The sequence below is a fragment of the Trinickia sp. EG282A genome, from assembly GCF_040965455.1.
GTDB classification, from domain to species: Bacteria; Pseudomonadota; Gammaproteobacteria; order Burkholderiales; family Burkholderiaceae; genus Trinickia; species Trinickia symbiotica.
On sequence record NZ_JBFRCC010000005.1, the window covers coordinates 504,805 to 525,952 of the forward strand.

Here is a 21,148-nt window from a genome sequence, read left to right on the forward strand (position 1 = left end):
ATCTTGCCGTTTCCGCCAGCGCACACGCGTTGCCGTTCTTGGGCGGGCGCCATCGGCGCTAAGCAGGAAGGGAGAGAGCGACCGCGCGCGTGATGACAGCGGGCGAGCGCGGCTATCCTCGCGAGCCGCGCGCGATTTCATCGCCCGCGTCGGGCGAGAGGCGGCGCGTAATCGGAATCGAGCCGAACGAGAAAAGGCCGACGACGAGAAACGCCGGCCAGAAGTCGGACCACGTCACGTGCGCGTGACCGTGCACTGCCCGGGCGATTTGCAGCACGATGCCGCCCACCACGACGCCGAGGCCGAGCGACATCTGCTGGACGACGCTGCCGAGGCTCGTGGCGCGGCCGACATCGCGGCTCGCGATATCCGCATAGATCATCGAATTGAGGCTCGTGAACTGCAAGGCGGGGAAAAAGCCTCCCAGTAATACGACAAGCCAGATGTACCAAAGCGAGGTGCCGGGAAAGAACGTGCCGTAGGCGGCGATCGCGACACCCGAAAACGCCGCGTTGTAGATGAGCACCGTGCGAAACCCGAATCTGCGCAGCGTAAGCGACGTGAGCGAGCGCATGAACATGCTGCCGAAGGCGGACGCACAGGTGATGAGGCCCGATCCGAACGCTGTCATGCCGAGTCCTTCCTGCAACGCGAGCGGCAGCAGAAAAGGCACCGCGCCGAGCCCGATGCGAAACATCGATCCGCCGAGCACGCTTGCGCGATAAGTAGGAATCCTGAGGAAACGCAGCTCGAGCACGGGCCGTTCGGCACGCTGCGCATAGAGCACGTAAAGCGCAAGGAGGAACGCGCCCACGAGGCACATTTCGTAGGCGGTCCGATCGGCGACGATGTCGGTGCCGATCAGCGATAGTCCCAGCAGCGCGAGCGAGGCGCCGAGCGCGGAAAGAACGAAGCCGGTCCAGTCGAGCGGACCGGGGTGCGGCTCGTGCGTATTGGCGATGTAGCGGTTCGTCAGGTAGATGCCGAGCAGGCCTATCGGCACGTTGATGAAGAAGATCAGCCGCCAGTGAAGATAGGTGGTGAGGAACCCGCCGAGCAGCGGCGCCGCGGCCGGCGCGAACATCGCGGGCATGCTCAGGTAGTTCATCGCGCGCACGAATTCGCTCTTCGGCACCGAGCGGAAAATGATGATGCGCCCGACCGGCACCATCATCGCGCCGCCGATGCCTTGCAGAAAGCGCGCGAGCGTGAAGAAGTGCATCGAGCGCGACGCCGCGCACATCAGCGAACCCGCGATGAAAATGCCGATGGCCGTGCGAAAGACCGTGCGCGAGCCGAAACGATCGGCGAGCCAGCCGCAAATTGGAATGAAAACGCCGAGACTCACCACATAGCTGATGATCGCGATTTTCAAGGAGACGGGATCGCTGCCGAAATCGCGCGCCATCGAGGGAAGCGCGGTGACGATGATGTTTGCGTCGGCGCTTTCCATGAAAAGCGCGCAGGCGACGATGAGCGGAGAGATTAAGGCGATGGCAACCGGCATGGACAAGCGGCGCTGCGGCCACGCGTGCAGGGCACGAACGCAAAGCTCGAATTATGCGCCGACTTTTCCGCCGATGGGACGTTTCTGTACAGTTTGTTGCGTGTGCAACGGATAGTGTTGCAGTTTCGTTCTCTTGGTCTCCTCGCAGCTCGCAGCTAGCGGCTCGAATCGCCGCTTTCTATTCGTGGCCTGCCGGTCAGCGGGCGAACGGATTGCGCTCGACGTAGGCGGCGAGATCCTTCATCCGCAGGCTGCCCCAGCCGGTGGGGTAGTCCCAGCGCGGTCCCGCCTTGTAGCCGTACCCGCCATAACCGTTATTGCCCGAGGTCACGTCGAACGCGAGCGACGGCGTGGCGGCCATCGCGCTGTAGAGGCTCGATGCCGGGAAGCCGAGCGAGTTCGAATGAGCGGATTCGAGGCGCGCCCAGAATCCAACGAAGAGCGGCGACGAAAGGCTCGTGCCACCGACTTGCTCGATGCCGTTCGACGTGTAGATGAGCGCGCCCGTGCTTTGCGCGGCATCGAACGAGATGTCGGGCACGGCCCGGCCCGCCGGCCTCGGGCTCACGTTCAGCGCGCGCTGCCAGACGGGCGTCGGCTCAAACGCACTGAATCCGCCCGTCGATGCCCAGACCTTCCCATCGCCGTCGAGGCCTTCGTTCCAGACAGTCTCGTTGGCGAACGAGCCGTCGGCCCGCGTGTAAAGCGTCGTGCCGCCCACTGAAATCACGTTCGGCGACGAAGCGGGCCACGATAGCGAATAGGTGCCGCCGTCCGGAAAGCCGCGGTTGTTGCACTCGTAGGCGCCTTCGTCGCCCGAGGAGACCGAGAACGTCTGCCCTTGCGCCACGGCTGCCGTGAAGATTTGATCCTCGGCGGCCATGGTGCCATCGGTGTACGCATCGGCCTCGCACCAGCCGAGCGAGGCATTGATGACCTTGGCCACACCGTCGGTGACGGCCTCATTGAATGCCTGCGTCAGCCCCGTGTTGCCCGGCGCGTTCATGTCCGCTGCGTAAAAGATCAATTGCCGCACCGCGCCGCCCGCCGCGCCGACGATGTCCTGGCTATCGAGATCCCATTCGACTTGCCCGTACGGATCGTCGTCATAGTTGCCGTTCGACGCGCCGGTATTGACGGTCGAGACGTTGACGGGCGAGAGGTTATTCGCGCTCGTGAATTGCGCGAGGTCGCTCGTCGCCTGGCTCGCGCCGCCGATCGTGACGATGCCGACGGTCGTATTCGATGCGCTCGGCAGGCTGTCCGCTTGATAGATCGCGGAGAACTCCATCGGAGCGTGGCCTTTCGCCGTGCCGGCGGCGGCGCGTGTATCCGCCAGCGTGCGCGGCCCGCGGACCGCCATCGTATGCGCTCGCGTCACGTTTTGCAGCCCGAGCACCGCGAGCACGGAGTCGGCGAGGCCCTCTGGCACCTGCGCGGTTCTCGAGTTCGCGTGCACGAGCCGCCCATCTTTCATGAAGTGGACGATCGGCGTATGGAACGCGCGCTTGACGGTGCCGGAGGTGCCGTCCGCCGAAACCAACATGCGGTTGCGAGAGACCGTGATATTGACGAAGCCGTTCTCGCGCAGGTAGGCGACCACGCGTTCGACTTGCCGCGGAGTCGGCGCGTATCGCTCGAGAAAGGTTTGCGGCGTCAGAAAATGGTGGTAGCCCGGGTTCGCTCGACGTGTGACGGCGTCGGCAAGATCGCGCAACTTGCCGAAATCGTGAGCCTTCATGCTGACGACGACGCGAATCGGCTCGCCCGCCGTCGTTTCCGTTTGCGTGGCGGCGCTGAAAGTCCGTAGCTGAGCGGGCGTCAGGAACCCTTTGGTCGCAGTGTCGACCCAGTTCGTCGAGGCGCCGGCCGCGTGCACGGAAACGGTGGCGAGCAAGAGCGGCAGCGCCATTGCGGCGCGATCGCGCCATTTCGACATCGATTGTTTCGGCTTCGCAGTCGAATCCATTTGACCTCCTTGGTTTGCAACGCCGGAGGAGACGCCGTAGCGGTCGACCGCGAGCATCGCGGTCCGTCAACGGATGTGAGCATGGTTCCCGTCTCGAGCCATTGTCGCCGTGGGGGAGTGGCAAGTGCTCGCGATCGATCGCTGAGCGCTTTCAACCTAGAGGACAAGAATGGCTTCGGGTAGCTATTCGATCTGCGGGGGAAAGTGGCGGTCTGTACAGCGTGCCCGGCACGTTTGATTCACGCGTGCATCACTTGGGCGATGCTTCGCTCGAATTCGCGCCGGCATCGTAGAAATTCGCGAGGTCGCGCTTCCAGGCGCGCAAAGCGTCGTCGTCGAGATAGACCATGTGACCGCTCGCGTAGTGCTTCACCTGGATATGTGCGCGCAGCGATGGCTCCAGTCCCATATGCGCGAGATCGTATTCGGTGCCGAAGAACGGTGTCGCGAGATCGTAGTAGCCGTTGCACGACAGCACGCGAAGGCTCGGGTTTTGTCGCATGGCTTCGGCGAGATCGCCGGCCGCGTAGGGCAACTCGAGCGTCTCGCCCCACGATTGGCGATGCTTCCATTGCCATGCTTCGAGCACGGTGTCGCTGAAGACCCGATAGGGCGTCGGCGCGACGTAGTGCAAATCGCGCGCGAGGTGGTCGTGAAACGCCGCGTCGAACGCGCTCACGATGTACTTCTCGGAAGCATCGAAATCGGGGGTCTCCGAGACGTCGTCCGCTTCGATGCCGATGACGCGCGCGTCGTAGCGCCCCACGCCGCGCGGTTCGCCGCGCAGCAGTTGCTTGCGAAATCGCGAAGGCCGGATGCGCAGGTGCGAAGCGATCACATAACGCACGTCGAGCCCGGTGTAGCGGGCCACCTGCGCCGCGATCGCATCGCGCTCGTCGTCAGGCAGCGCGTCGCCCTTCGCGAGGGCGGCGGCGTAAGGCCCGATCGCGAACGCCCGCACCTCATCGAGAAACGCCGGCAGATCGGACGGCTTGGGGCTCGGAAGCTTATCGTGGTACCACGCGACGGCCGCGAACGAGGGTAGGTAGCGGATGCTCATGAGGTCGTAGCCGGGCATCCGGCTGTTGGCGTTCAACACCGACGATAACAGCACCACGCCGTTTAGCGCGATGTTCTGCTGACCCAGTCGGTATGCAAGCATGGCCGCGCGCGCCGTGCCGTACGATTCGCCGATCAGGTACTTCGGTGAGTTCCAGCGATCGTTGACGGAGAGATAACGCTCGATGAAGCGCGAGAACGCATCGAGATCGCCGTCCACGCTGTAAAAGCGCTTTGCCGCCGTCGCGGGGCCAAGCGGCCTCGAGAAGCCGGTGCCGACGGCATCGATGAAGACGAGATCCGTCTTGTCGAGGAGGCTTTCCGGGTTGTCGCGAAGGACATAGGGCGCGGGCGGCGTGGGGGCAGGCGTTTTTGTGCGCACGCGCACGGGGCCGACCGATCCCATCAGGAGAAAAATGCTGCCGGCGCCGGGACCGCCGTTGAAAAGGAACGTGACCGGCCGCCGCGCGGTGTCTTTCGCGTGGGCCGTGTAGGCGACGTAGAACATGCTCGCATCGGGCTCGCCTTTGGCGTTGTCGATGACCAGCGTCCCGGCGGCGGCGCGGTAATCGATGCGGCGGCCGTCGATGCGGATCGTGTGCTCGGTGACGCTCGATGTCTCGCGCGGCGCGGGCTGGGCCGTGACCGCCGAGGCGGCCGATGGTGCAGATGCCGTCGACGACGCGACGGCCGCGGCACGCGCGGCGGCCGATGCCGGGGTGGCCGCTTCGGTCTCGTCCGCGTCGTCAGCCTGTGCCGATGACGAGGCAACGCACGAGAGCGCGAACACCAGGGCCAGGAAAGGCGGCAACAAAAGGCTCGAAAGGGGACGCGCCGCGCGCGTGGCCCGGTCATTGCACAGCATGTCAGCGAGGCGAAGGCGCATGGGCGCTCCAATGGGTCGATGCCGTCCAAGAACGGCATCGATTCTTCGTAATGCGGCGCACCAAGTCAACGCCAACGTTGCAGGGCGCGTCGAGCCGTCAGCGGGGTGATCCGATAAGATGTCGGCGACCGAACACTGCGATTGCCTTTCTGACCGAGCGATTTCCGATGCCATCCCATCCTTCCGTCGAACCTCCCCAAGAAGACACCAAGAGAAAAGCGCAGCGTGTTGCCTGGACGGCGCTGAACGTGGCGTTGATCGTACTGGCGGCATGGGTGCTGCGGGAATTCATCGCGCCGATGGTCTGGGCAGGCGTCATCACGATCGCGCTGTGGCCGCTGCTCCTCAAATTGGCGAGCCCGCGTCACGCCCAGGGCGGCACGACGGCGCTCGCGCTTGCCGTGACGATCGCGGTCGGTTTTTTCGTCGCACTGCCGTTCGTTCTCGTCTTCGCGCAGACGGCCCTCGAGGCGCATGACCTCATGGCCTGGATCAAGAACACCGAGGCGAACGGCATCCCTTTGCCTCACTTCATCGATCAACTGCCGTTCGGCAAGCAAATCGCCGACTGGTGGCAGGCCAATCTCGCGCGCCCGTTCGAACAATCCCCGGCCATGAAGCAGCTGCACGGCGAAACCGTGGCCACGGTGGGCCGGCATTTCGGTGCACTCGCCGTCCGCGGCATCGTGCATTTCGGCTTCATGCTGTTGACGCTCTTCGTGCTGCTGCAGACCGGTCCCCGCCTCGCCGATCAATCGCTGAAAGTCGTGCGACGCTTCTTCGGCGTGGAGGGGGCGCAACTGGCGAGGGGAATGGCCGAAGCCGTGCGAGGAACGGTAACGGGGCTCGTCGTCGTCGGCCTCGGCGAAGGGCTGCTGATCGGCGTCTCCTACGCCTTGACGGGGCTGCCGCACGCAGGAGCTATCGGTCTTCTGACGGCCATCGCGGCGATGTTGCCGTTTTGCGCGCCCGTCGTGTTTTGCTGCGCCGCACTTTGGCTCTTTGGACACGGCTCGACGGTCGGCGCCATCGCCGTCCTCGCCACGGGTTCTATCGTCGTGTTCATCGCCGAGCATTTCGTCCGCCCAATATTGATTGGCAGTACTACACGATTGCCGTTTCTTCTCGTCTTGTTCGGCATCCTCGGCGGCGCGGAGACATTCGGCCTCGTCGGTCTTTTCATTGGACCCGCACTGATGACCGTGCTCGTCGTGCTCTGGCGCGAATCGACGCAGCAACCGTTGTAGCGCAACCCATCACGCTTGGAAGGTGCCCCGATGGCGGGCGCCGGGCGCCGGCCGCCGAGCGTCAGGCGTGCCGGGTGAAGAACTCGGCCGCGACGGCGAGCGCTATATCGACGGCTTGCCTGTCGACGTCGAGATGCGTCACCCAGCGCTGCCGCGTCGCGCCGTAGGCCGACGTGACGCCGATTCCGTGCCGCGCGAGGTGCTCGGCGAACGCGCTCGCGTATTGCGGCGCGACATCGACAAAGACGATGTTCGTATCCGGCGTGACGACGCTCACGCCGGGAAACCTGGCGAGGCCCTGTGCGAGCATTTTCGCGTTCGCATGGTCGTCGGCGAGCCGCTCGACGTTGTGCTCGAGTGCATAGAGGCCGGCCGCCGCGAGGATGCCGACTTGCCGCAGGCCGCCGCCGAGCATTTTGCGCAGCCGGCGCCCCTTGGCGATCAGCTCCGCCGATCCGACGAGGACCGATCCGATCGGCGCGCCGAGACCCTTCGACAGGCAGACGGAGACGGTATCGAACGGGCGGGCCAGTCTCTCGACGGGCACGCCGAGCGCGACCGCCGCGTTGAATACGCGCGCACCGTCGAGATGGCACGCGAGCCCGTGGCGCCGCGCAAGCGCCGTTGCTGCTTCCACATAATCGGTCGGCAACACTTTGCCGCCGATCGTGTTCTCGAGCGCGAGGAGCCGCGTACGCGCGAAATGCGGATCGTCGGGCTTGACGGCCGCCTCGATCTGCTCGAGCGCCAATGTGCCATCGGGCAGGTTGTCGAGCGGTTGCGGCTGAATGCTGCCGAGCACGGCCGCGCCGCCGCCCTCCCAGCGGTAGCAATGGGCCTGCTGTCCGACGATGTATTCGTCGCCGCGGCCGCAGTGCGCCATCAGCCCAATCAGGTTCGATTGCGTGCCGGACGGAACGAAAAGCGCCGTTTGCTTGCCGAGCATCTCGGCGAGCCGCATTTCGAGCTGCTTGACGGTCGGGTCGTCGCCGAAGACGTCGTCGCCGACTTCAGCCGCGGCCATCGCCGCGCGCATCGCGGAGCTCGGGCGCGTGACGGTATCGCTGCGAAAGTCGTGTTTCAGTGCCGCAATCATCGAGTTTCTCCTGCATGGATCAAGAGCGGTGCGGGACGGCGCCGCCTGCGCAAAGAGGCAACTGTAGCCGGTTTCGGCGCTAATTGCCGCCGAGACGCGCGGCGCCGGCCCGGATTCGGAAATTTCCCAAGGGGAGAGGGCGGCGCCGTCGGGCACGCGCGCGACAAAGACGATAAAGTGCCGCATGCGACGGGCGCCAAGCATCCGGCGCGCGACCGGGCATCCGTCTTGCCCGGCTGCTTCGAGGCTTGCCTGCCCCTCGTGGATGAATCGAGAACATATGGTTTAAATCCGCCTGCCCATGAAGCCCCTTTTTGCCGCCGCCCTGTCGATGGCCGCCCTTGCGTGGCCGGCCATCGGATCGTGCACGCCCATACCGCTCGACGATCCGCTCCAATGCAACGTATCGCCGCACGCCTTCATCGGCGGACTCATCAATCAGGGCGATGTCGAGCCGCAGCCCTTCCGCGTGGAAAGCAATTCGATCAACGCGTTCAACCCCGTGCGCGGCGCCGACCTGCGCGCGTTCGGCTTCCATGTCTTCGCGCTCGTCGCCTACGAGGAAGGCGATCCGCTTTTCCGCAAGGGGAGCGGCAAGCGCGTCTCCAGCTCCGCCTATGGGGCCGTGGTCTGGGGCTCAACTGAGAAAGTCAAGGCCGCCGTTTCCGCGGCGCATAGCCCGGCGATCGTGCACCATGCCGGACCGTTGATCACGGCGATCTTCTGCGACCGCGAGCCCTGAGGGTTTTCCCCTATTGTTGGCGTTTCTGCCTGATCGCTGCGGGCAGACCGGTCGCTCTTCGTGCGTTTCGGGGCCAGGGCTAGTTGGCAATCGGCAACGGCCGGAACCGTTTCGTGACGAACCACGATAGACGCCTCGATTCCCTCATGTAACCATCTTCGACACGGCTTGGCGCAGCCGCGATCGTATCCGCCGCTCGCCGTTCGCCGGTAGCGAGACTCGAGCGAGCAAGAAAAAGGAAATTCACCTCATCTGGATCCGAGGGGAAGCAAAATGAAAAAAGCGGCTGTTTCTCTGGTGCTGTCGACCGTATTCGCCGCGCCGGCGTTCGCTCAGAACAGCGTCGCGCTCTACGGTGTCATCGACGAGGGCTTCGATTACACGAATAACGTGCGGGGAAGCCATAACTATGAATTGCAAAGCGGCTTCGCGCAGGGGAGCCGGTGGGGGCTCAAGGGTGCCGAGGAACTGGGCGGCGGCCTGAAGGCGGTATTCCAATTGGAAAACGGCTTCAACGTCAGCAACGGCCGGCTCGCGCAAGGCGGGCTGATGTTCGGCCGGCAGGCGTATGTCGGACTTTCGAGCAATCGCTTCGGCACGCTGACGGTCGGCCGCCAATACGATTCCGTCGTCGATTTCCTCGCGCAGACCACGGCCAACGGGAGTTGGGCCGGCTTGATGTTTTCGCATCCTTTCGATAACGACAACACCGATAACACGTTTCGCGTCAACAACACCGTCAAATACATGAGTCCCGATTGGGCGGGCCTCCAATTCGGCGGCACTTACAGCTTCAGCAACAGCACCAGCTTTGCCAACAATCGCCAATACAGCATAGGCGGCCAGTATGCGGCCGGTGGGCTGCTCTTCGCGGCGGCCTTCCTCGAGGCGACCGATCCGTCGACCACGGCAGGCGGAGCGATCAACAACGGCGGCGATACGAACTTCGTCGCGAGCCGGCTGCGCATTTTCGGCGGCGGCGTCAATTACACGTTCGGGTCCGCGACGGCGGGGCTCGTCTATACCAACACGTTCGTCGCGGATCCGATCGCCAACGGTTATCTGAACCAGACGGTGACGACCGAGACCATCGCGCCGATCTCGGGGCCGCTCGCCGGCGCGACGGTCGGGTCGATCCGCTTCCAGAACTTCGAGGTCAACGGCAAATATCAGCTCACGCCGGCGCTCTTTATCGGCGCGCAGTATGTCTACACGCTCGAGAGCTACAACACGACATTCGGCGGCGTAAAGCCGACGATCCACTCTTTCGGTCTCATGCTCGACTACAACCTTTCCAAGCGAACCGACATCTATATCCAGGGCGCGCTCCAGAGGATCACCGGCGACTCGACGGGATCGAGTCTCGATCAGGCCTACGTGCCGGGCGCGGCGGACTTGTCGGGCAATTCGAAGCAGGTGATGGGGCGCGTCGGCATTCGGCATAAGTTCTGACGTTCTGACGAGCGTTTGCCGCTCGAGCGGCCGTCGTTGCGGCATTGCTGCCGACGGGAGCATGCGGCGCTGTCTTGCAGATTTTCGCTTGCGCCGACGATACGAAGCGGCGATGTGGCCTATAGTTTGCAACGGCCTAAGCCGAAATCGGTCACGGGCGCCATCGGCGTCTCGTGCCGGCCACTCGTCCAGAGGAGAACGAGACCATGACACCCACGCAAGTGCTTGCCACTCGCCTTATCGAGGCCCATCGATCGCATCGGTCGATCGGCGATCTTCAGGCGAACGACCTCAGGCCTGCGAGCATCGACGAAGCCTACGTCGTCCAGCAGATCGTCCTGGCCGAGCTCGGCGGCGCGGGCGGTTACAAGATCGGCGCGGGCTCGCCCGAGACGGAGCCGCAGTGCGCGCCGATCCCGGCCAAGAAGGTGGTCGGCGCCGCGGCGGGGATCCGCCGCGACGACTATAGCCGCATCGGCCTCGAGCTCGAGATCGCGTTCAGCTTTGCCGACGATATCGATCGCACGTTTGCGGACCGCGCCGAGGACGCGCTCGATGCGATCGATACGATGTCGGTCGTCGTGGAAGTCGTCGACAGTCGATTCGAAGCATGGCCGAAAGTCGATCCGTTATTGCAGCTCGCCGATCTTCAGAACAACGGTGCGCTCGTGATCGGCGATACGCGGCCCTACGATCGCAACTTCGATTTCAGCGCCCCACACGTGAGCTTCAAGTTCGGCGAGCATGAAATTTTCAGCGGCAGTGCGCGACATCCCGCCGGCGATCCGCGCCGGCTCGTCGCCTGGCTCGTTGCTCGCACGCTCCAAACCGGGCATTCGATTCCCGCTCGCACGATTCTGACGACCGGTTCTTATACGCCGCTCTACCTGGCGAAAGAGCCCGGGTGCGTGCGCGGGACGATCGAGGGCTTCGGAGGAATCGAGTTCACGATCGCGTGACGCGTAGGATGAGCCGCGACCCTCGGCGGCTTTTGCGCGCTTCTTTCGTGGCGGACGGCTCGGGCGGTTCTTAGCGCGAGCCGAGCCGTCTTTCCAGCAGTGGAATCAGCCGCTCATCGGGCGTCGCGCAGGCGGACAGCGCCGTGACGTCGGGATAGGCGATTCGCGCAATGGAAGTCAGCACCTGGCCCGGCGGCGCTTCGACGAGCACCGTTGCACCGAGCTCGATCGTGACGGTGAGCGCATCGAACCAGCGCACCGTATGGCGCATGTTCGTCGCCAAATCGTCGCGGATCGCTTCGGCCGTGCGCAAGGGGCGGGCGGTACGGTTGCCGACGTAGACGGCCCGCGGTGCTTGCAATGGAATATCGGCTGCATAGGCGAGCAATTCTTCCGAAGCATCGGCGAGCAACTCGCAATGCGACGGCACGCTGACGTCGAGACGTTTCGCCCGGTGCGCGCCAGCGGCGAGCGCACGTGTATTGAAAGCGTCGAGTGCCGCATCCGATCCGGTCACCACGATTTGGCGAGGGGCGTTCACGTTGGCGACATAGATTCGCAGTCCGGCTTCGGCTGCCTCAGCGTCGGCGAGCCGTTCCACTTCATGCTCGGTGAGGCCGTCGATCGCGGAAAGACCGTAGCCGGATGGATAGGCACGCTCCATCAATTCCGCGCGCTTGGCGACGAGGCGCAATGCGTCTGCGAAGGCGATCGCGCCGGCCGTGACCGCAGCGGCATAGGCGCCCACGGACAGGCCCGATGTCAACGCGATATCGAAACCAGCGGCTGCGATCCGGCGGGCAGTCGCCACGCCTGCCACCACGAGGCCGACTTGCACGGCTACGCTCGAGCGCAAGGCGTCCGGCGTATCGATAGTCAAAACGTCGAACGAAAGGGCATCCGACGCTTCGGCAAGCGTGGTCTGGACGATCGGATGCGGTGGCAATCGATGTAGAAAGCCGGCGGATTGCGCGCCTTGGCCAGGGAAGAGGCAAGCGAGCATCACGTCACCTCCGCCGGAACCGCCGGCTCGATGGACCACGGATCGGCAACGAGGCGCGGGCCGTCAGTAGTCCTCACCATCGTGCGCGGTTTGCGCAGGGCCCACTCGGCGAGCGCGACGCCGCCCGCGGGGGCGTCAAGCTGAACGTCGATGCGTAGGCCCGCCCGTGCCGCATGGGCCTGCAATTCGGTCGACAAGCGTTGCGCGTGGTCACGCGAAAGCGGGGCGGGGGCACGGATCAGCACGTCGAGATCGCTCGATGGCGTGATCGTGGGGATACCTGTCGCCAATTCGAAGGCCGCGCTGCCGGCCGGACCCCATTCGAAGGCCGCCAGGCATCCACTGTCGACCAGCGCGCGCAGCAGGACGAACGGCGGGAGTGACGCGCGCGCCGGCGGCGGGTCGGTTCGCACGAGGCATTCGGGCGTCAACGTCGCTTCGATATCGCGTTCGTTGGCATAGGCTGCGTAGCGCTGCGCGCGCGTGGTCCCGCGCAAACCCACCGCAACGATGCCCGGATCGGCATGCGCTCTGCGCACGACGGCGAACGGCGCATGCCTGAACGCATCGAGGACCCACGCCGGTGCGTCGGCGCTTCCGCCTCCAGGCAAGCGCCGCAGACGGAGCAGATCGTGCGGGCGATACCGCGCTTCGCTCAATCGGCGTTCCATTGCGCGGCTAGCCTGCGGCGGACTTCGATCGATGCCGCACGCGTTTTCTTCGCGCTCTCGGAGTCGAGTCGGTGAGAGAGATCGCGCCGGCCCTGGCGGGCGCTTGCCACGGCCTCGATCAATTCGCGGCGCACGAGCGCGATCTGCTCGTCGGTCGGCGAATCCGCATCGACACCTTCGATGAGTCGGTCGAGCAGCCCGAGCTTCCCGAACGCGGTGAGCGAGTACGACATCGGCGTGACCGTCTCGCCCAGTGCATCGAGCGACTCGACGGAGCGCCGCGTCACGCGTGCCGCCGCCTCCTTGCCCATCGCATGCACCATCGTGCCCGGCGCGTCGAGCGCCAGGATCCGGTTTGCTTGATAGCCGTGCGCCAGGAAGGCGCCCGACATCGCGGGACCGACGATCAGCGCGACGACAGGATGCCCGGCCTGGCGCGCGCTCGCATACGCATCCACTGCCGCCGCGCAGGCGAGATGAATGCCGAGCATCTCCTCGCGATAGCCGTATGCCTGGCTTTTCACATCGACGATCGCGATGATCGGACGCCGCTCGCCCGCGCTTGCGTCGTCTTCAATCGCTGCACGGACCGCCTGCGCCAGCAGCCAGCCTTGCTCGAGGCCGACGACATTATCGCGTGCACGTGCAAAGCGATTTCCGGGATCGGGTACGACGGCGATGAACCTGGCGGTGTCCGCGCCGAGCGGCGCATCGGCGTAGCGGACAGGCGCGCTGGCGCTTGCGGGCTTCAGCGCATCGCCCGCGAGCGCGCGCAGCCAGCGCTGGCCTCTTGTCAACGTTGTATCGTTCATCGATTGACTTCCTCAGGAATCCTCACGATCGCTTCCATAGTCGGCGCCCTGAGCGCCGGGCGCGGGGCTGAAGGCGGCACGCATGGAATCGGGCGTCACCGTTTGCGCGTCGATCCCGGCAAGGCGCGCGAGATAAGCCTCGACCTGCTCGCTGCGATGCTCGGCGGGCCTGCCGCGCGCGAATGCGACATGAACGGCGGTCGCAATGGCGCTCGCGTCGTCTTCCACGAGCATATCGGCGAATCCGGTGCCGACGCGCTGCGCGCCGCCGATGAGCTGCCAGACGCGGCGGCGATCGCTCGAATCGAGCTCCTCGATGCCGGCTTCCTGCTCGATGACCTCGGGTCCGTTCATGCCGAGGCGTGCCTGACGTGTCACGACGAGGCATGAGCAAAGCGCCGCCGTGAGCGACATGCCGCCGAAACACCCGACCATGCCCGAGATCACGCCCACCACCGGCACGTGTTTCCTCAACGCGACGATCGCCGATTGGATCTCGGCGATCACGGCGAGACCGAGATTCGCTTCCTGCAGTCGTACGCCGCCGGTTTCAAAGACGATGAGCGGGCGTACGAGCTTCCCGCTTTGGCAATCGGCAAGCGCGAGCTCGAGCGCCGCCGCGATCTTGCTGCCCGATACCTCCCCGATGCTGCCGCCTTGAAAGGCCGGCTCGATCGCGGCGACGACGGCCGGCTCATGGTCGATCGTGCCGCGCGCGATGACGACACCATCGTCGGCTTGGCAGACGATGCCCTGCAGCGGCAGCCACGGTGACGTGAGGCGATCGAACGGACCGACGAGCTCGCGAAACGAGCCTGCATCGAGCAGGGCCCGCGCTCGCTCGCGCGCCGTCATCTCGATGAAGCTTTCGCGCGCGGCGAACGGAGCGGGGGCGGCGACAAAAGACGCGGACGTCATTGATCTCCTCCCTTGTTCGTCGCGCCATCCGCTTGCGCGGCTTGTTGCGCTTCGACTGCCTCGGCGAGCCGCAATGCGACCACGCCGGGCGTCGCGCCGAAATCGTTGATCTCGATCTGCACGGCGCCGTCGTATCGCGTGAAGAAGCGGTCGAGCACGCTTTTCCAGATATGCCCGTAACCGTCGACGCTCGTGTGCACGATGACGTGTGCGGTCATCTTGTCGTTCGGCGTCAAAAGCACTTCGAGATCGCCCGAGCCGACCACGCCGACGTGCGCGCGAGCGTTGACGGCGCGTTGCGCCGAATAATCGAACGTCAGATGTTCCATCCGTTCTGGCTCCCGCCGGTGCCGTACCGCACCAGCTTGTCGATGAAAAGGGTTGCGGCGAGCAGGTCGGCCGCGCCGCCCGGTGAGGCGTTCAATGCGACGAGCGTCCTGTCGAGACGATAGAGCGCGGCCCGGCCCGGCAGACTCGCGCTGCCGCCTTTCGCGAGCACCTCGCGTGCGCCATGCCGCGCGGCATCGAGCGCGGGGGGGCCGGCTCGATGCAGCAAGCATGTGTCGTCGAGCGTCGTCATGATCGAGAGCAGCGCGTCGATACGCGCGGCGTTTTCGCCGTCGCCGCGCCGGCGCGTCGCTTGCAGCGTGGGCAAGCCCGCGCGCAGCACGTGCGGAAACCCATGCTGCGCTTCGCGACGGGCGCCGCCGGCCCCGTAGCGGGCACGCGCACGCGCGCCGTTGCTGTCGGTGGGGACGGCCGCAAAGTCGGGGAAGCAGGCGATTTGTGCCCCGAGCTCACAGATCGCGCGCGGTTGCCAAGTCTCACCGACATCGTGGCAGATCGTTGCGCCCGCAACGAGCAGTCCGATGATCCAGATCGCGCCGCGATGGGCGTTGCTGCCGTCCGTCGCACGCATCATGGCGACCTCGCCGGCTCTTCCGATTGCCGCGAGTTCCGTGCGCAGCATCGCCGACGGCGCCTGGCCACATGTCGCACGCGCGAGCGCCGCGAACGTCGGCTCGAGCGCATGGGCCGAACGCATCATGACGGCGAGATTCAGATCGCGATGCGCGCCACTCCCGCGACGATCGACGAGCGCCGGTTTCGGCGTCAGATGGGCCTCTTCGACGAGCGCGTCGACAGCGAAGCGCGCAAGCCGCGCGGCCATGCCGTCGGCTTCTTCCTGTGACGCCGCGCACGCGGCATGGATCGTCATGGGCGACATCGCTCACCAGCTCCTGAAACGCGCGGGCGGCGAGTAGAGTCCGCCCGACCACTCGACGAGATCGTCGATGCTGCGGGCGGCTAGCAGCGTGCGCTTGGCTTGTCCGCGCCGAATCCCCAGGTCTTCGGGGTAAGCGACGATGCCACGCCTGCGCAGCTCGGCGGTCCGCGCCGGCTCGGCGCGCAGACCGATCGGCGTGACGCCCGCCACGGCCGCGAGCGCCGCGCGGCGCTCCTCGACACCCTGCGCCTTGTGAAGATACGCAATGCCTTCCTCGGTGACGACGTGGCTGACGTCATCGCCGTAGATCATGACGGGCGCGATCGGCATCCCGCTTTTCGCGCCCACGCTGACGGCGTCGAGCTCGTCGACGAACGTTGGCTCGCCGCCTTTCTTGTACGTCTCAGCGAGCTGGACGACGAGCTTGCGTCCGCGCGCCACGCCAGAGCCCGCGGCGGCGGGCCCGCCTTCGGCCTTCAGCAGCTTGAGCCAGGCCTCGCTCGCATGGCGGCGCCCACGCGGATCGTGGCCCATGTTCGGCGCCCCGCCGAACCCGGCGAGACGCCCGCGCGTGACCGTGGACGAGTTCGCATCGGCATCGATCTGCAGCGTCGATCCGATGAAGAGATCGACGCCGTATTGCCCCGCGAGTTGGCAAAGCACGCGATTCGAGCGCAGGCTGCCGTCGCGACCCGTGAAGAAGACGTCGGGACGGGCCGCGATATACGCTTCCATGCCGACCTCGCTGCCGAAGCAGTGAACGCTTTCGACCCACCCCGATTCGATCGCGGGGATCAGCGTGGGATGCGGATTGAGCGTCCAGTTGCGGCAGATCTTTCCTTTGAGGCCGAGCTCGGCGCCGTAGGTTGGCAGGATCAGCTCGATTGCCGCGGTATCGAAGCCGATGCCGTGATTGAGCGACGTCACGCCATACGCTTCATAGATGCCGCGGATCGCCAGCATCGCCGTCAGGACCTGCAAATCGCCGATATGGCGTGGATCGCGCGTGAACAGCGGCTCGATCGCGAACGGACGATCGGCCTCGACGACGACATCGACCCATGAGCCGGGAATGTCGACGCGCGGCAGCTCATCGACTATTTCGTTCACCTGAACGATGACGATGCCATGCCGGAAGGCGGCCGCTTCGGCGATCGTGGGGGTGTCTTCCGTATTGGGACCGGTGTAGAGATTGCCGTGGCGGTCAGCCTTATCGGCGCAGAGCAGCGCTACGCGCGGCGCGAGATCGACGAACATCCGCGCGTAAAGCTCGACATACGTATGGATCGCGCCGACTTCAAGCTGGCCGTCCTCGAGCAGCTGCGCGACGCGTAGGCTTTGCGGCCCCGCGAACGCGAAATCGACTTTGTGCGCGATGCCACGCTCGAAAAGCGTCAGATGTTCCGGGCGGCTGATGCTCGAGATCAGCAGATGGATGCCGCTGACCTTCGTCGGATCAACTTGCGCGAGCGAGCGCGACAGAAAGTCGGCCTGCTTCTGGTTGTCGCCTTCGAGCGCCACGCGATCGCCGGGGCGGATCAGTGCCTCGAGTGCGTCGACGATTCTCGCTCGGGGCAGCACGCCGTCTTCGATCCACGGGGCCACGACGGCGAGACGCCGCGCTTTTTCGTCGCGCAGCGTCGTCCAACTGCGCGAGAAGGAAGTATCGGCTGGAGCATTCATCGATCGATCGGTTCTCGTATCGGGTTCAATGGGAGGCGGCTTCGTCCTAGACCGCGTTCATGTGCTTTGGCGCGGCGGTTTCTTTGCCCCACGCTTGCCGCCGTCTCGCTTCGAAGCAGCGGGCGCATCGACGTTGTTCTCGCTCAGCAGTTTATAGAGCAATTCGCCGGTGCTGAGCAGATGTTCCGCGACCAGCTTCTGGGCCGTCGCAACGTCGCGCCGGCGAACGGCCCGCATCAACGCGGCGTGTTCCCGGTCCGAGACCACCTTGTGCTCGGGCAACCCAAACTTGACGCGCAGAAACCGCTCGCCGCGCCGGTGCAGCGTCTCGATCAGCTCCAGCAATTGCGGCCGCTTCGCGGGCGCATAGAGACTCATATGAAACGCCTCGTTGCGCGAGACGTAAAGCGCGGAATCGGGTTCGAGGCGCGCGGCCTCGCACAGCTCCTGCGCCTCGCGCAACGTCGCTTCGTCATGAGCGGGGATCGCGCATGCGATGGCCAGGCTTTCGAGTGCGGCCCGGATCTCGTAGATCTCTCGCGCCTCATCGGGCAAGAGCGGGGCGACGGTCGCGCCCTTGTTCATCTCCACCTTGGCCCAGCCTTCGCTCTCGAGCTGCCGTAACGCTTCGCGCACGGGAATGGCACTGACCGCGAAGTGACGCGCGACCGCGTCCTGCCTCAGCGGTGCGCCGGGAGCCAGCGTGCCCTTGACGATCGCCTCGCGCAGCGCGTCCGCGACCATTTTCGAGGCGCTTACGCGCGGCGGCGCCGCGACAGCCGCAAGCGGCAGGCCCGCACTTGCAGCACCGTTCGAAGACTCGCCTAAGGGAAAACGATTCGTTGCGTCAGTCATGATGCTCGATATTATATACAAAATATTCGATCAGAAATCGGGCAAACCCTGGTGTCTTCCAGGTTCGAAGCCCGACCGGGCGAGGCGCGGCACCATCGCGCCGGCTCAGTTGACAGAAGTGGGGTCGTGTCCAACCGTATCTCCGGAGGAGTCAAATGGGTTCAAGCACAGACAATGCGCAAGAGGCGCAAGGCGCCCTGGGCGCACGAGCGGCGCGACGCCGAACGCCGCTCAATCGTTCCCAAATCGCGGGTTTTTGGGGGGCTTGGTCGGGATGGACGCTCGACGGGATGGATTCGTTCATCTACGCGCTCGTCCTGACGCCCGCGTTGACCGAGTTACTGCCGCGCTCGGGTTATGCGGCGACACCCGCGAACATCGGTCTGGCGGGTTCGATCCTGTTCGCATTGTTTCTCGTCGGCTGGGGCCTGTCGTTCATCTGGGGGCCGCTTGCCGACCGCTTCGGCCGGACCAAGGTACTCGCCGGCACCATCTTCACGTTCGCGATCTTCACGGGGCTCGCCGCCACCGCGAGCAACGTCTGGGAGCTCGGTATCTACCGGTTCATCGCCGGAGTCGGCATCGGTGGCGAGTGGGCGCTCGCGGGCACCTACGTGGCCGAGGCGTGGCCCGAGGATCGCCGCAAAATGGGCGCGGGCTACCTGCAGACGGGCTACTACGCGGGCTTCTTTCTGGCGGCGGCGCTCAATTACACCGTCGGCGTTCATTTCGGCTGGCGTGCCATGTTCCTGACGGGCGCCGTTCCCGTCGTCGTCGCCATTCTCGTTCTGCTGCGCGTGAAGGAGCCCGAAAAATGGCAGAAGGCCGAGGCGAAAGTCGTGCGCTCGCGTCCGCTGCGCGACATTCTCGGTCCGCACTATCGGCGCCGCACGTGGGTGGCGTGCGCGTTGTTGACGATCGCCATCGTCGGCCTGTGGGCCGGCGCAGTCTACGAGCCGTCAGCTGTCATTCAGCTTTCATTGAAGGCGGGCATGGACAAGAGCGCCGCGATCAAGACGGCATCGCTCGCCACGGGTCTGCTTTCGATCGGCACGATCCTCGGCTGCCTCGCGTTGCCGCCGATGGCGGAGCGCATAGGGCGCAAGAAAACGCTCGCCTTCTATTTCGCCGGCATGGCCGTCTCGATCGCGGGCAGCTTCGGATGGGCGTTCTACCTGCCCAACGGACTCGTGCCGTTCATCGCCTGGCTCTTCGCGCTCGGCTTTTTCGGCGGCAACTTCGCGCTCTTCAGCCTGTGGTTGCCGGAACAGTTCGAAACGCGCGTGCGCGCGACGGCGTTCGCGTTTTGCACGTCGTTCGGCCGTTTCATCGGGGCCGGCGTCAACTTCTTGCTCGGTGCGGCCGTTTTGCAGATGCACACGCTCGGGGTGCCCGTCGCATTGACGGCGATCGCGTTCGTGATCGGTCTTTTCATCGTGCCGCTCGCGCCCGAGACGCGCGGCGACGTGCTGCCGCAGTAGCGCAGCGGCGAGCCGGCCGCCGCTCAGCTCGCGGGATTTTCCTGGTCGGGCGGCGGCTTAGTGCCGCTCGGCGCGCCGATCACGGTGATCTGAAAGATCGGCGTGCCGGCCAGCGACTGCAGCGAGGGATCTTCAGGAATCCTCAGCAACAGCGGGAAGATGACCGAACCGCCGATGACCGAGCGGCGGCTGTTGTCGGCGGGCCGTAAGCCCCAGATGTCCTGGTAGACGAGCGGCACTGCGTGGCCGTCGCGCTCGGTCGGGCCCAGGTAGAGCATGACATGCCCGCCGATGTAGACGATCGTGCGCATCGGCTCGCCGTGCCGCATCAGGTAGTCGAGGCGGTCGGCCGGCTTCGCATCGGAGAGATCGGTGAAGAGGCCCGCGCTCATCTGCGTCGACGAGTGCCGCGGCAGCCACACGCCGAATGCGGCGAAGATGCTTTGCAGTTCCGACGAACAATCGTTATAGAAGTCCATGTTGCCCCATCCGTAGGGCCGGCCGATCAGCGCTTTCATCAGCATGGCCAGATGTCGCGGCGTTGCGGCGAGCGGCATCGGCGTGATTTGCGAGTCGGCGAGCCGCGCACGGCGGATCGTGGCGCGGCCGTCGGTATCTCGGGCGGGTACGAGGACCATTCGTGCGTCGGCCTGCGCGCCGGTGCCGGTCCCGGTCAGGGACGAGCGAGGGGCGAGGGGCAGCAGCGTTCCGGCCGGTGCGGCGAAACGGAACGTTCCCGCTTCGTCGCGCACGGGCGCCGATGCCGCGACGACGGCGCCCCACGACGCGCGGGCGCTTTGCGTCCAGGTATCGACGAAGGCATCGTCGACGGTGCCGACGCCTTGCGCGTGCACCCAGCCCTGGACGTCGGGCGTTTGCACGTAATCCCATGCGCCGTCCGACGTCACGCCCAGTATGTAGAGCGGCGTCCCGGGGCGAATGGCCGAAATCTGCAGATTGTCGAACGGGTAACCTTCGCCGGCGAGCTTGCGGGAATAGAACGAGGGATCCGTCGTCGGGAGCTCGCGCACGAGCAGATTGGCCGTTGCGATGGCACGCGCCGAAGGCCGGAAATGCGGCGCTCGTCCGAACTGCGCGACATCCATGTTCTGCTCGATCGCATCGATCCACTGCTTCGTGTGCGCGCGATAGTTTTGCCCATAGCCGATCAGGTTATCGAGCTTGCCCGCGTTGTCGTATCGTTCGATGCGGCGAAGCTGGAGATCGACGATGTTCTGGCCGTTCTGGCCATAGACGATCGTACGGATGAAAGCCGGGTTCCAGGGCGAAGGGTCGTCGGCTCGCATGCCGAAATAGCGTGCGTAGAGTGCGTCGAGTTGCTCGCGCTGGGTTTGCGCGCTGAGGAACGGCGTGTCGTAACCGGGCGCCGCGGGATCGATCCAGCGATCGACGTTTTGATCGTAGGCCGCCATCGGAAAGACGCCGACCGGATCGACATAAGCATGCGGCTGCGAAGCGGGCGGATTCGACGCACAAGCGGCGAGGGCAAGGCATAGCGCGACAATGGCCAAGCGAGGATTCAAAGCGCGGAATTTGCGGAGCATCGACGAGCAATCCGA

General features: G+C 65.3%; 18 protein-coding genes. 5 read left to right on the forward strand and 13 right to left on the reverse strand.

Features of this window, described 5'->3' with window-relative positions:
* Positions 1-112 precede the first annotated feature (112 nt).
* From AB4Y31_RS25175 to AB4Y31_RS25185, 3 genes are all read right to left on the reverse strand, one after another.
* Positions 113-1,507, reverse strand: coding sequence for an MFS transporter (locus AB4Y31_RS25175; RefSeq protein WP_368676589.1), 1,395 nt, complete (start codon positions 1,505-1,507; stop codon positions 113-115).
* A 196-nt stretch (positions 1,508-1,703) separates the two neighbouring features.
* Positions 1,704-3,476: a protease pro-enzyme activation domain-containing protein gene (locus tag AB4Y31_RS25180; RefSeq protein ID WP_368676363.1), complete on the reverse strand. Its 1,773-nt coding sequence runs from the start codon at positions 3,474-3,476 to the stop codon at positions 1,704-1,706.
* Between the two features lie 250 nt (positions 3,477-3,726).
* Entirely contained in the window at positions 3,727-5,421 is a 1,695-nt protein-coding gene (locus tag AB4Y31_RS25185) for a S10 family peptidase (RefSeq protein WP_368676364.1), read from the reverse strand.
* Between the two features lie 167 nt (positions 5,422-5,588).
* On the opposite strand from AB4Y31_RS25185, the gene AB4Y31_RS25190 reads away from it, so the two are divergent.
* The gene (locus AB4Y31_RS25190) at positions 5,589-6,668 is read left to right on the forward strand and encodes an AI-2E family transporter (RefSeq protein WP_368676365.1); all 1,080 of its coding nucleotides are present in this window, start codon (positions 5,589-5,591) and stop codon (positions 6,666-6,668) included.
* Between the two features lie 61 nt (positions 6,669-6,729).
* Here AB4Y31_RS25190 and ltaE read toward each other — a convergent pair whose 3' ends face one another.
* Entirely contained in the window at positions 6,730-7,764 is a 1,035-nt protein-coding gene (ltaE, locus tag AB4Y31_RS25195; protein WP_368676366.1) for a low-specificity L-threonine aldolase, read from the reverse strand.
* 301 nt (positions 7,765-8,065) lie between these two features.
* Here ltaE and AB4Y31_RS25200 point away from each other — a divergent pair, with 301 nt between their 5' ends.
* The 3 genes from AB4Y31_RS25200 (at position 8,066) to AB4Y31_RS25210 (ending at position 10,917) form a co-directional block, all read left to right on the forward strand.
* Positions 8,066-8,506: a hypothetical protein gene (locus tag AB4Y31_RS25200; protein ID WP_368676367.1), complete on the forward strand. Its 441-nt coding sequence runs from the start codon at positions 8,066-8,068 to the stop codon at positions 8,504-8,506.
* A gap of 273 nt (positions 8,507-8,779) precedes the next feature.
* Complete coding sequence (locus AB4Y31_RS25205; protein WP_368676368.1) at positions 8,780-9,958, forward strand: porin; 1,179 nt, start codon at positions 8,780-8,782, stop codon at positions 9,956-9,958.
* Between the two features lie 206 nt (positions 9,959-10,164).
* Positions 10,165-10,917 (forward strand): 2-keto-4-pentenoate hydratase, encoded by a 753-nt coding sequence (locus AB4Y31_RS25210; RefSeq protein WP_368676369.1) that lies wholly within the window; start codon positions 10,165-10,167, stop codon positions 10,915-10,917.
* Positions 10,918-10,987: 70 nt separating this feature from the next.
* On the opposite strand, the gene mdcH is transcribed toward AB4Y31_RS25210, so the two are convergent.
* From mdcH to AB4Y31_RS25250, 8 genes are read right to left on the reverse strand one after another with little or no spacing between them, the layout of a single operon-like run.
* On the reverse strand, positions 10,988-11,920 hold the full coding sequence (mdcH, locus tag AB4Y31_RS25215) for a malonate decarboxylase subunit epsilon (protein WP_368676590.1): 933 nt from the start codon (positions 11,918-11,920) through the stop codon (positions 10,988-10,990).
* Positions 11,920-12,591 (reverse strand): malonate decarboxylase holo-ACP synthase, encoded by a 672-nt coding sequence (locus AB4Y31_RS25220; RefSeq protein ID WP_368676370.1) that lies wholly within the window; start codon positions 12,589-12,591, stop codon positions 11,920-11,922. Before AB4Y31_RS25220 ends, mdcH begins: the two co-directional genes overlap by 1 nt.
* The gene (gene mdcE, locus AB4Y31_RS25225; RefSeq protein ID WP_368676371.1) at positions 12,576-13,403 is read right to left on the reverse strand and encodes a biotin-independent malonate decarboxylase subunit gamma; all 828 of its coding nucleotides are present in this window, start codon (positions 13,401-13,403) and stop codon (positions 12,576-12,578) included. The genes AB4Y31_RS25220 and mdcE overlap by 16 nt, the downstream gene beginning before the upstream one ends.
* A 12-nt stretch (positions 13,404-13,415) precedes the next feature.
* Positions 13,416-14,321, reverse strand: a complete 906-nt coding sequence (locus tag AB4Y31_RS25230; RefSeq protein ID WP_368676372.1) for a biotin-independent malonate decarboxylase subunit beta — start codon at positions 14,319-14,321, stop codon at positions 13,416-13,418.
* Positions 14,318-14,650: a malonate decarboxylase subunit delta gene (locus tag AB4Y31_RS25235; RefSeq protein WP_018439355.1), complete on the reverse strand. Its 333-nt coding sequence runs from the start codon at positions 14,648-14,650 to the stop codon at positions 14,318-14,320. Before AB4Y31_RS25235 ends, AB4Y31_RS25230 begins: the two co-directional genes overlap by 4 nt.
* Entirely contained in the window at positions 14,638-15,540 is a 903-nt protein-coding gene (locus AB4Y31_RS25240; protein WP_368676591.1) for a triphosphoribosyl-dephospho-CoA synthase, read from the reverse strand. The genes AB4Y31_RS25235 and AB4Y31_RS25240 overlap by 13 nt, the downstream gene beginning before the upstream one ends.
* Before the next feature lie 12 nt (positions 15,541-15,552).
* On the reverse strand, positions 15,553-17,232 hold the full coding sequence (mdcA, locus tag AB4Y31_RS25245; RefSeq protein ID WP_368676373.1) for a malonate decarboxylase subunit alpha: 1,680 nt from the start codon (positions 17,230-17,232) through the stop codon (positions 15,553-15,555).
* A 57-nt stretch (positions 17,233-17,289) separates the two neighbouring features.
* Positions 17,290-18,087, reverse strand: coding sequence for a GntR family transcriptional regulator (locus tag AB4Y31_RS25250; protein ID WP_368676374.1), 798 nt, complete (start codon positions 18,085-18,087; stop codon positions 17,290-17,292).
* A 155-nt stretch (positions 18,088-18,242) separates the two neighbouring features.
* On the opposite strand from AB4Y31_RS25250, the gene AB4Y31_RS25255 reads away from it, so the two are divergent.
* Entirely contained in the window at positions 18,243-19,568 is a 1,326-nt protein-coding gene (locus AB4Y31_RS25255; RefSeq protein WP_051089974.1) for an MFS transporter, read from the forward strand.
* A 23-nt stretch (positions 19,569-19,591) separates the two neighbouring features.
* On the opposite strand, the gene AB4Y31_RS25260 is transcribed toward AB4Y31_RS25255, so the two are convergent.
* Positions 19,592-21,133, reverse strand: a complete 1,542-nt coding sequence (locus AB4Y31_RS25260; protein ID WP_368676375.1) for an SH3 domain-containing protein — start codon at positions 21,131-21,133, stop codon at positions 19,592-19,594.
* Between the last annotated feature and the right edge of the window lie 15 nt (positions 21,134-21,148).

Excerpts from the sequence above, each read along its gene's own strand:
- AB4Y31_RS25205 (WP_368676368.1), top strand. The coding sequence starts at position 8,780 with ATGAAAAAAGCGGCTGTTTCTCTGGTGCTGTCGACCGTATTCGCCGCG.
- mdcH (WP_368676590.1), bottom strand. The coding sequence starts at position 11,920 with ATGCTCGCTTGCCTCTTCCCTGGCCAAGGCGCGCAATCCGCCGGCTTT.
- AB4Y31_RS25235 (WP_018439355.1), bottom strand. The coding sequence starts at position 14,650 with ATGGAACATCTGACGTTCGATTATTCGGCGCAACGCGCCGTCAACGCT.
- AB4Y31_RS25175 (WP_368676589.1), bottom strand. The coding sequence starts at position 1,507 with ATGCCGGTTGCCATCGCCTTAATCTCTCCGCTCATCGTCGCCTGCGCG.
- AB4Y31_RS25255 (WP_051089974.1), top strand. The coding sequence starts at position 18,243 with ATGGGTTCAAGCACAGACAATGCGCAAGAGGCGCAAGGCGCCCTGGGC.
- AB4Y31_RS25190 (WP_368676365.1), top strand. The coding sequence starts at position 5,589 with ATGCCATCCCATCCTTCCGTCGAACCTCCCCAAGAAGACACCAAGAGA.
- AB4Y31_RS25210 (WP_368676369.1), top strand. The coding sequence starts at position 10,165 with ATGACACCCACGCAAGTGCTTGCCACTCGCCTTATCGAGGCCCATCGA.
- AB4Y31_RS25240 (WP_368676591.1), bottom strand. The coding sequence starts at position 15,540 with ATGACGATCCATGCCGCGTGCGCGGCGTCACAGGAAGAAGCCGACGGC.
- AB4Y31_RS25185 (WP_368676364.1), bottom strand. The coding sequence starts at position 5,421 with ATGCGCCTTCGCCTCGCTGACATGCTGTGCAATGACCGGGCCACGCGC.
- AB4Y31_RS25180 (WP_368676363.1), bottom strand. The coding sequence starts at position 3,476 with ATGGATTCGACTGCGAAGCCGAAACAATCGATGTCGAAATGGCGCGAT.
- AB4Y31_RS25230 (WP_368676372.1), bottom strand. The coding sequence starts at position 14,321 with ATGACGTCCGCGTCTTTTGTCGCCGCCCCCGCTCCGTTCGCCGCGCGC.
- mdcE (WP_368676371.1), bottom strand. The coding sequence starts at position 13,403 with ATGAACGATACAACGTTGACAAGAGGCCAGCGCTGGCTGCGCGCGCTC.
- AB4Y31_RS25220 (WP_368676370.1), bottom strand. The coding sequence starts at position 12,591 with ATGGAACGCCGATTGAGCGAAGCGCGGTATCGCCCGCACGATCTGCTC.
- ltaE (WP_368676366.1), bottom strand. The coding sequence starts at position 7,764 with ATGATTGCGGCACTGAAACACGACTTTCGCAGCGATACCGTCACGCGC.
- AB4Y31_RS25260 (WP_368676375.1), bottom strand. The coding sequence starts at position 21,133 with ATGCTCCGCAAATTCCGCGCTTTGAATCCTCGCTTGGCCATTGTCGCG.
- mdcA (WP_368676373.1), bottom strand. The coding sequence starts at position 17,232 with ATGAATGCTCCAGCCGATACTTCCTTCTCGCGCAGTTGGACGACGCTG.
- AB4Y31_RS25200 (WP_368676367.1), top strand. The coding sequence starts at position 8,066 with ATGAAGCCCCTTTTTGCCGCCGCCCTGTCGATGGCCGCCCTTGCGTGG.
- AB4Y31_RS25250 (WP_368676374.1), bottom strand. The coding sequence starts at position 18,087 with ATGACTGACGCAACGAATCGTTTTCCCTTAGGCGAGTCTTCGAACGGT.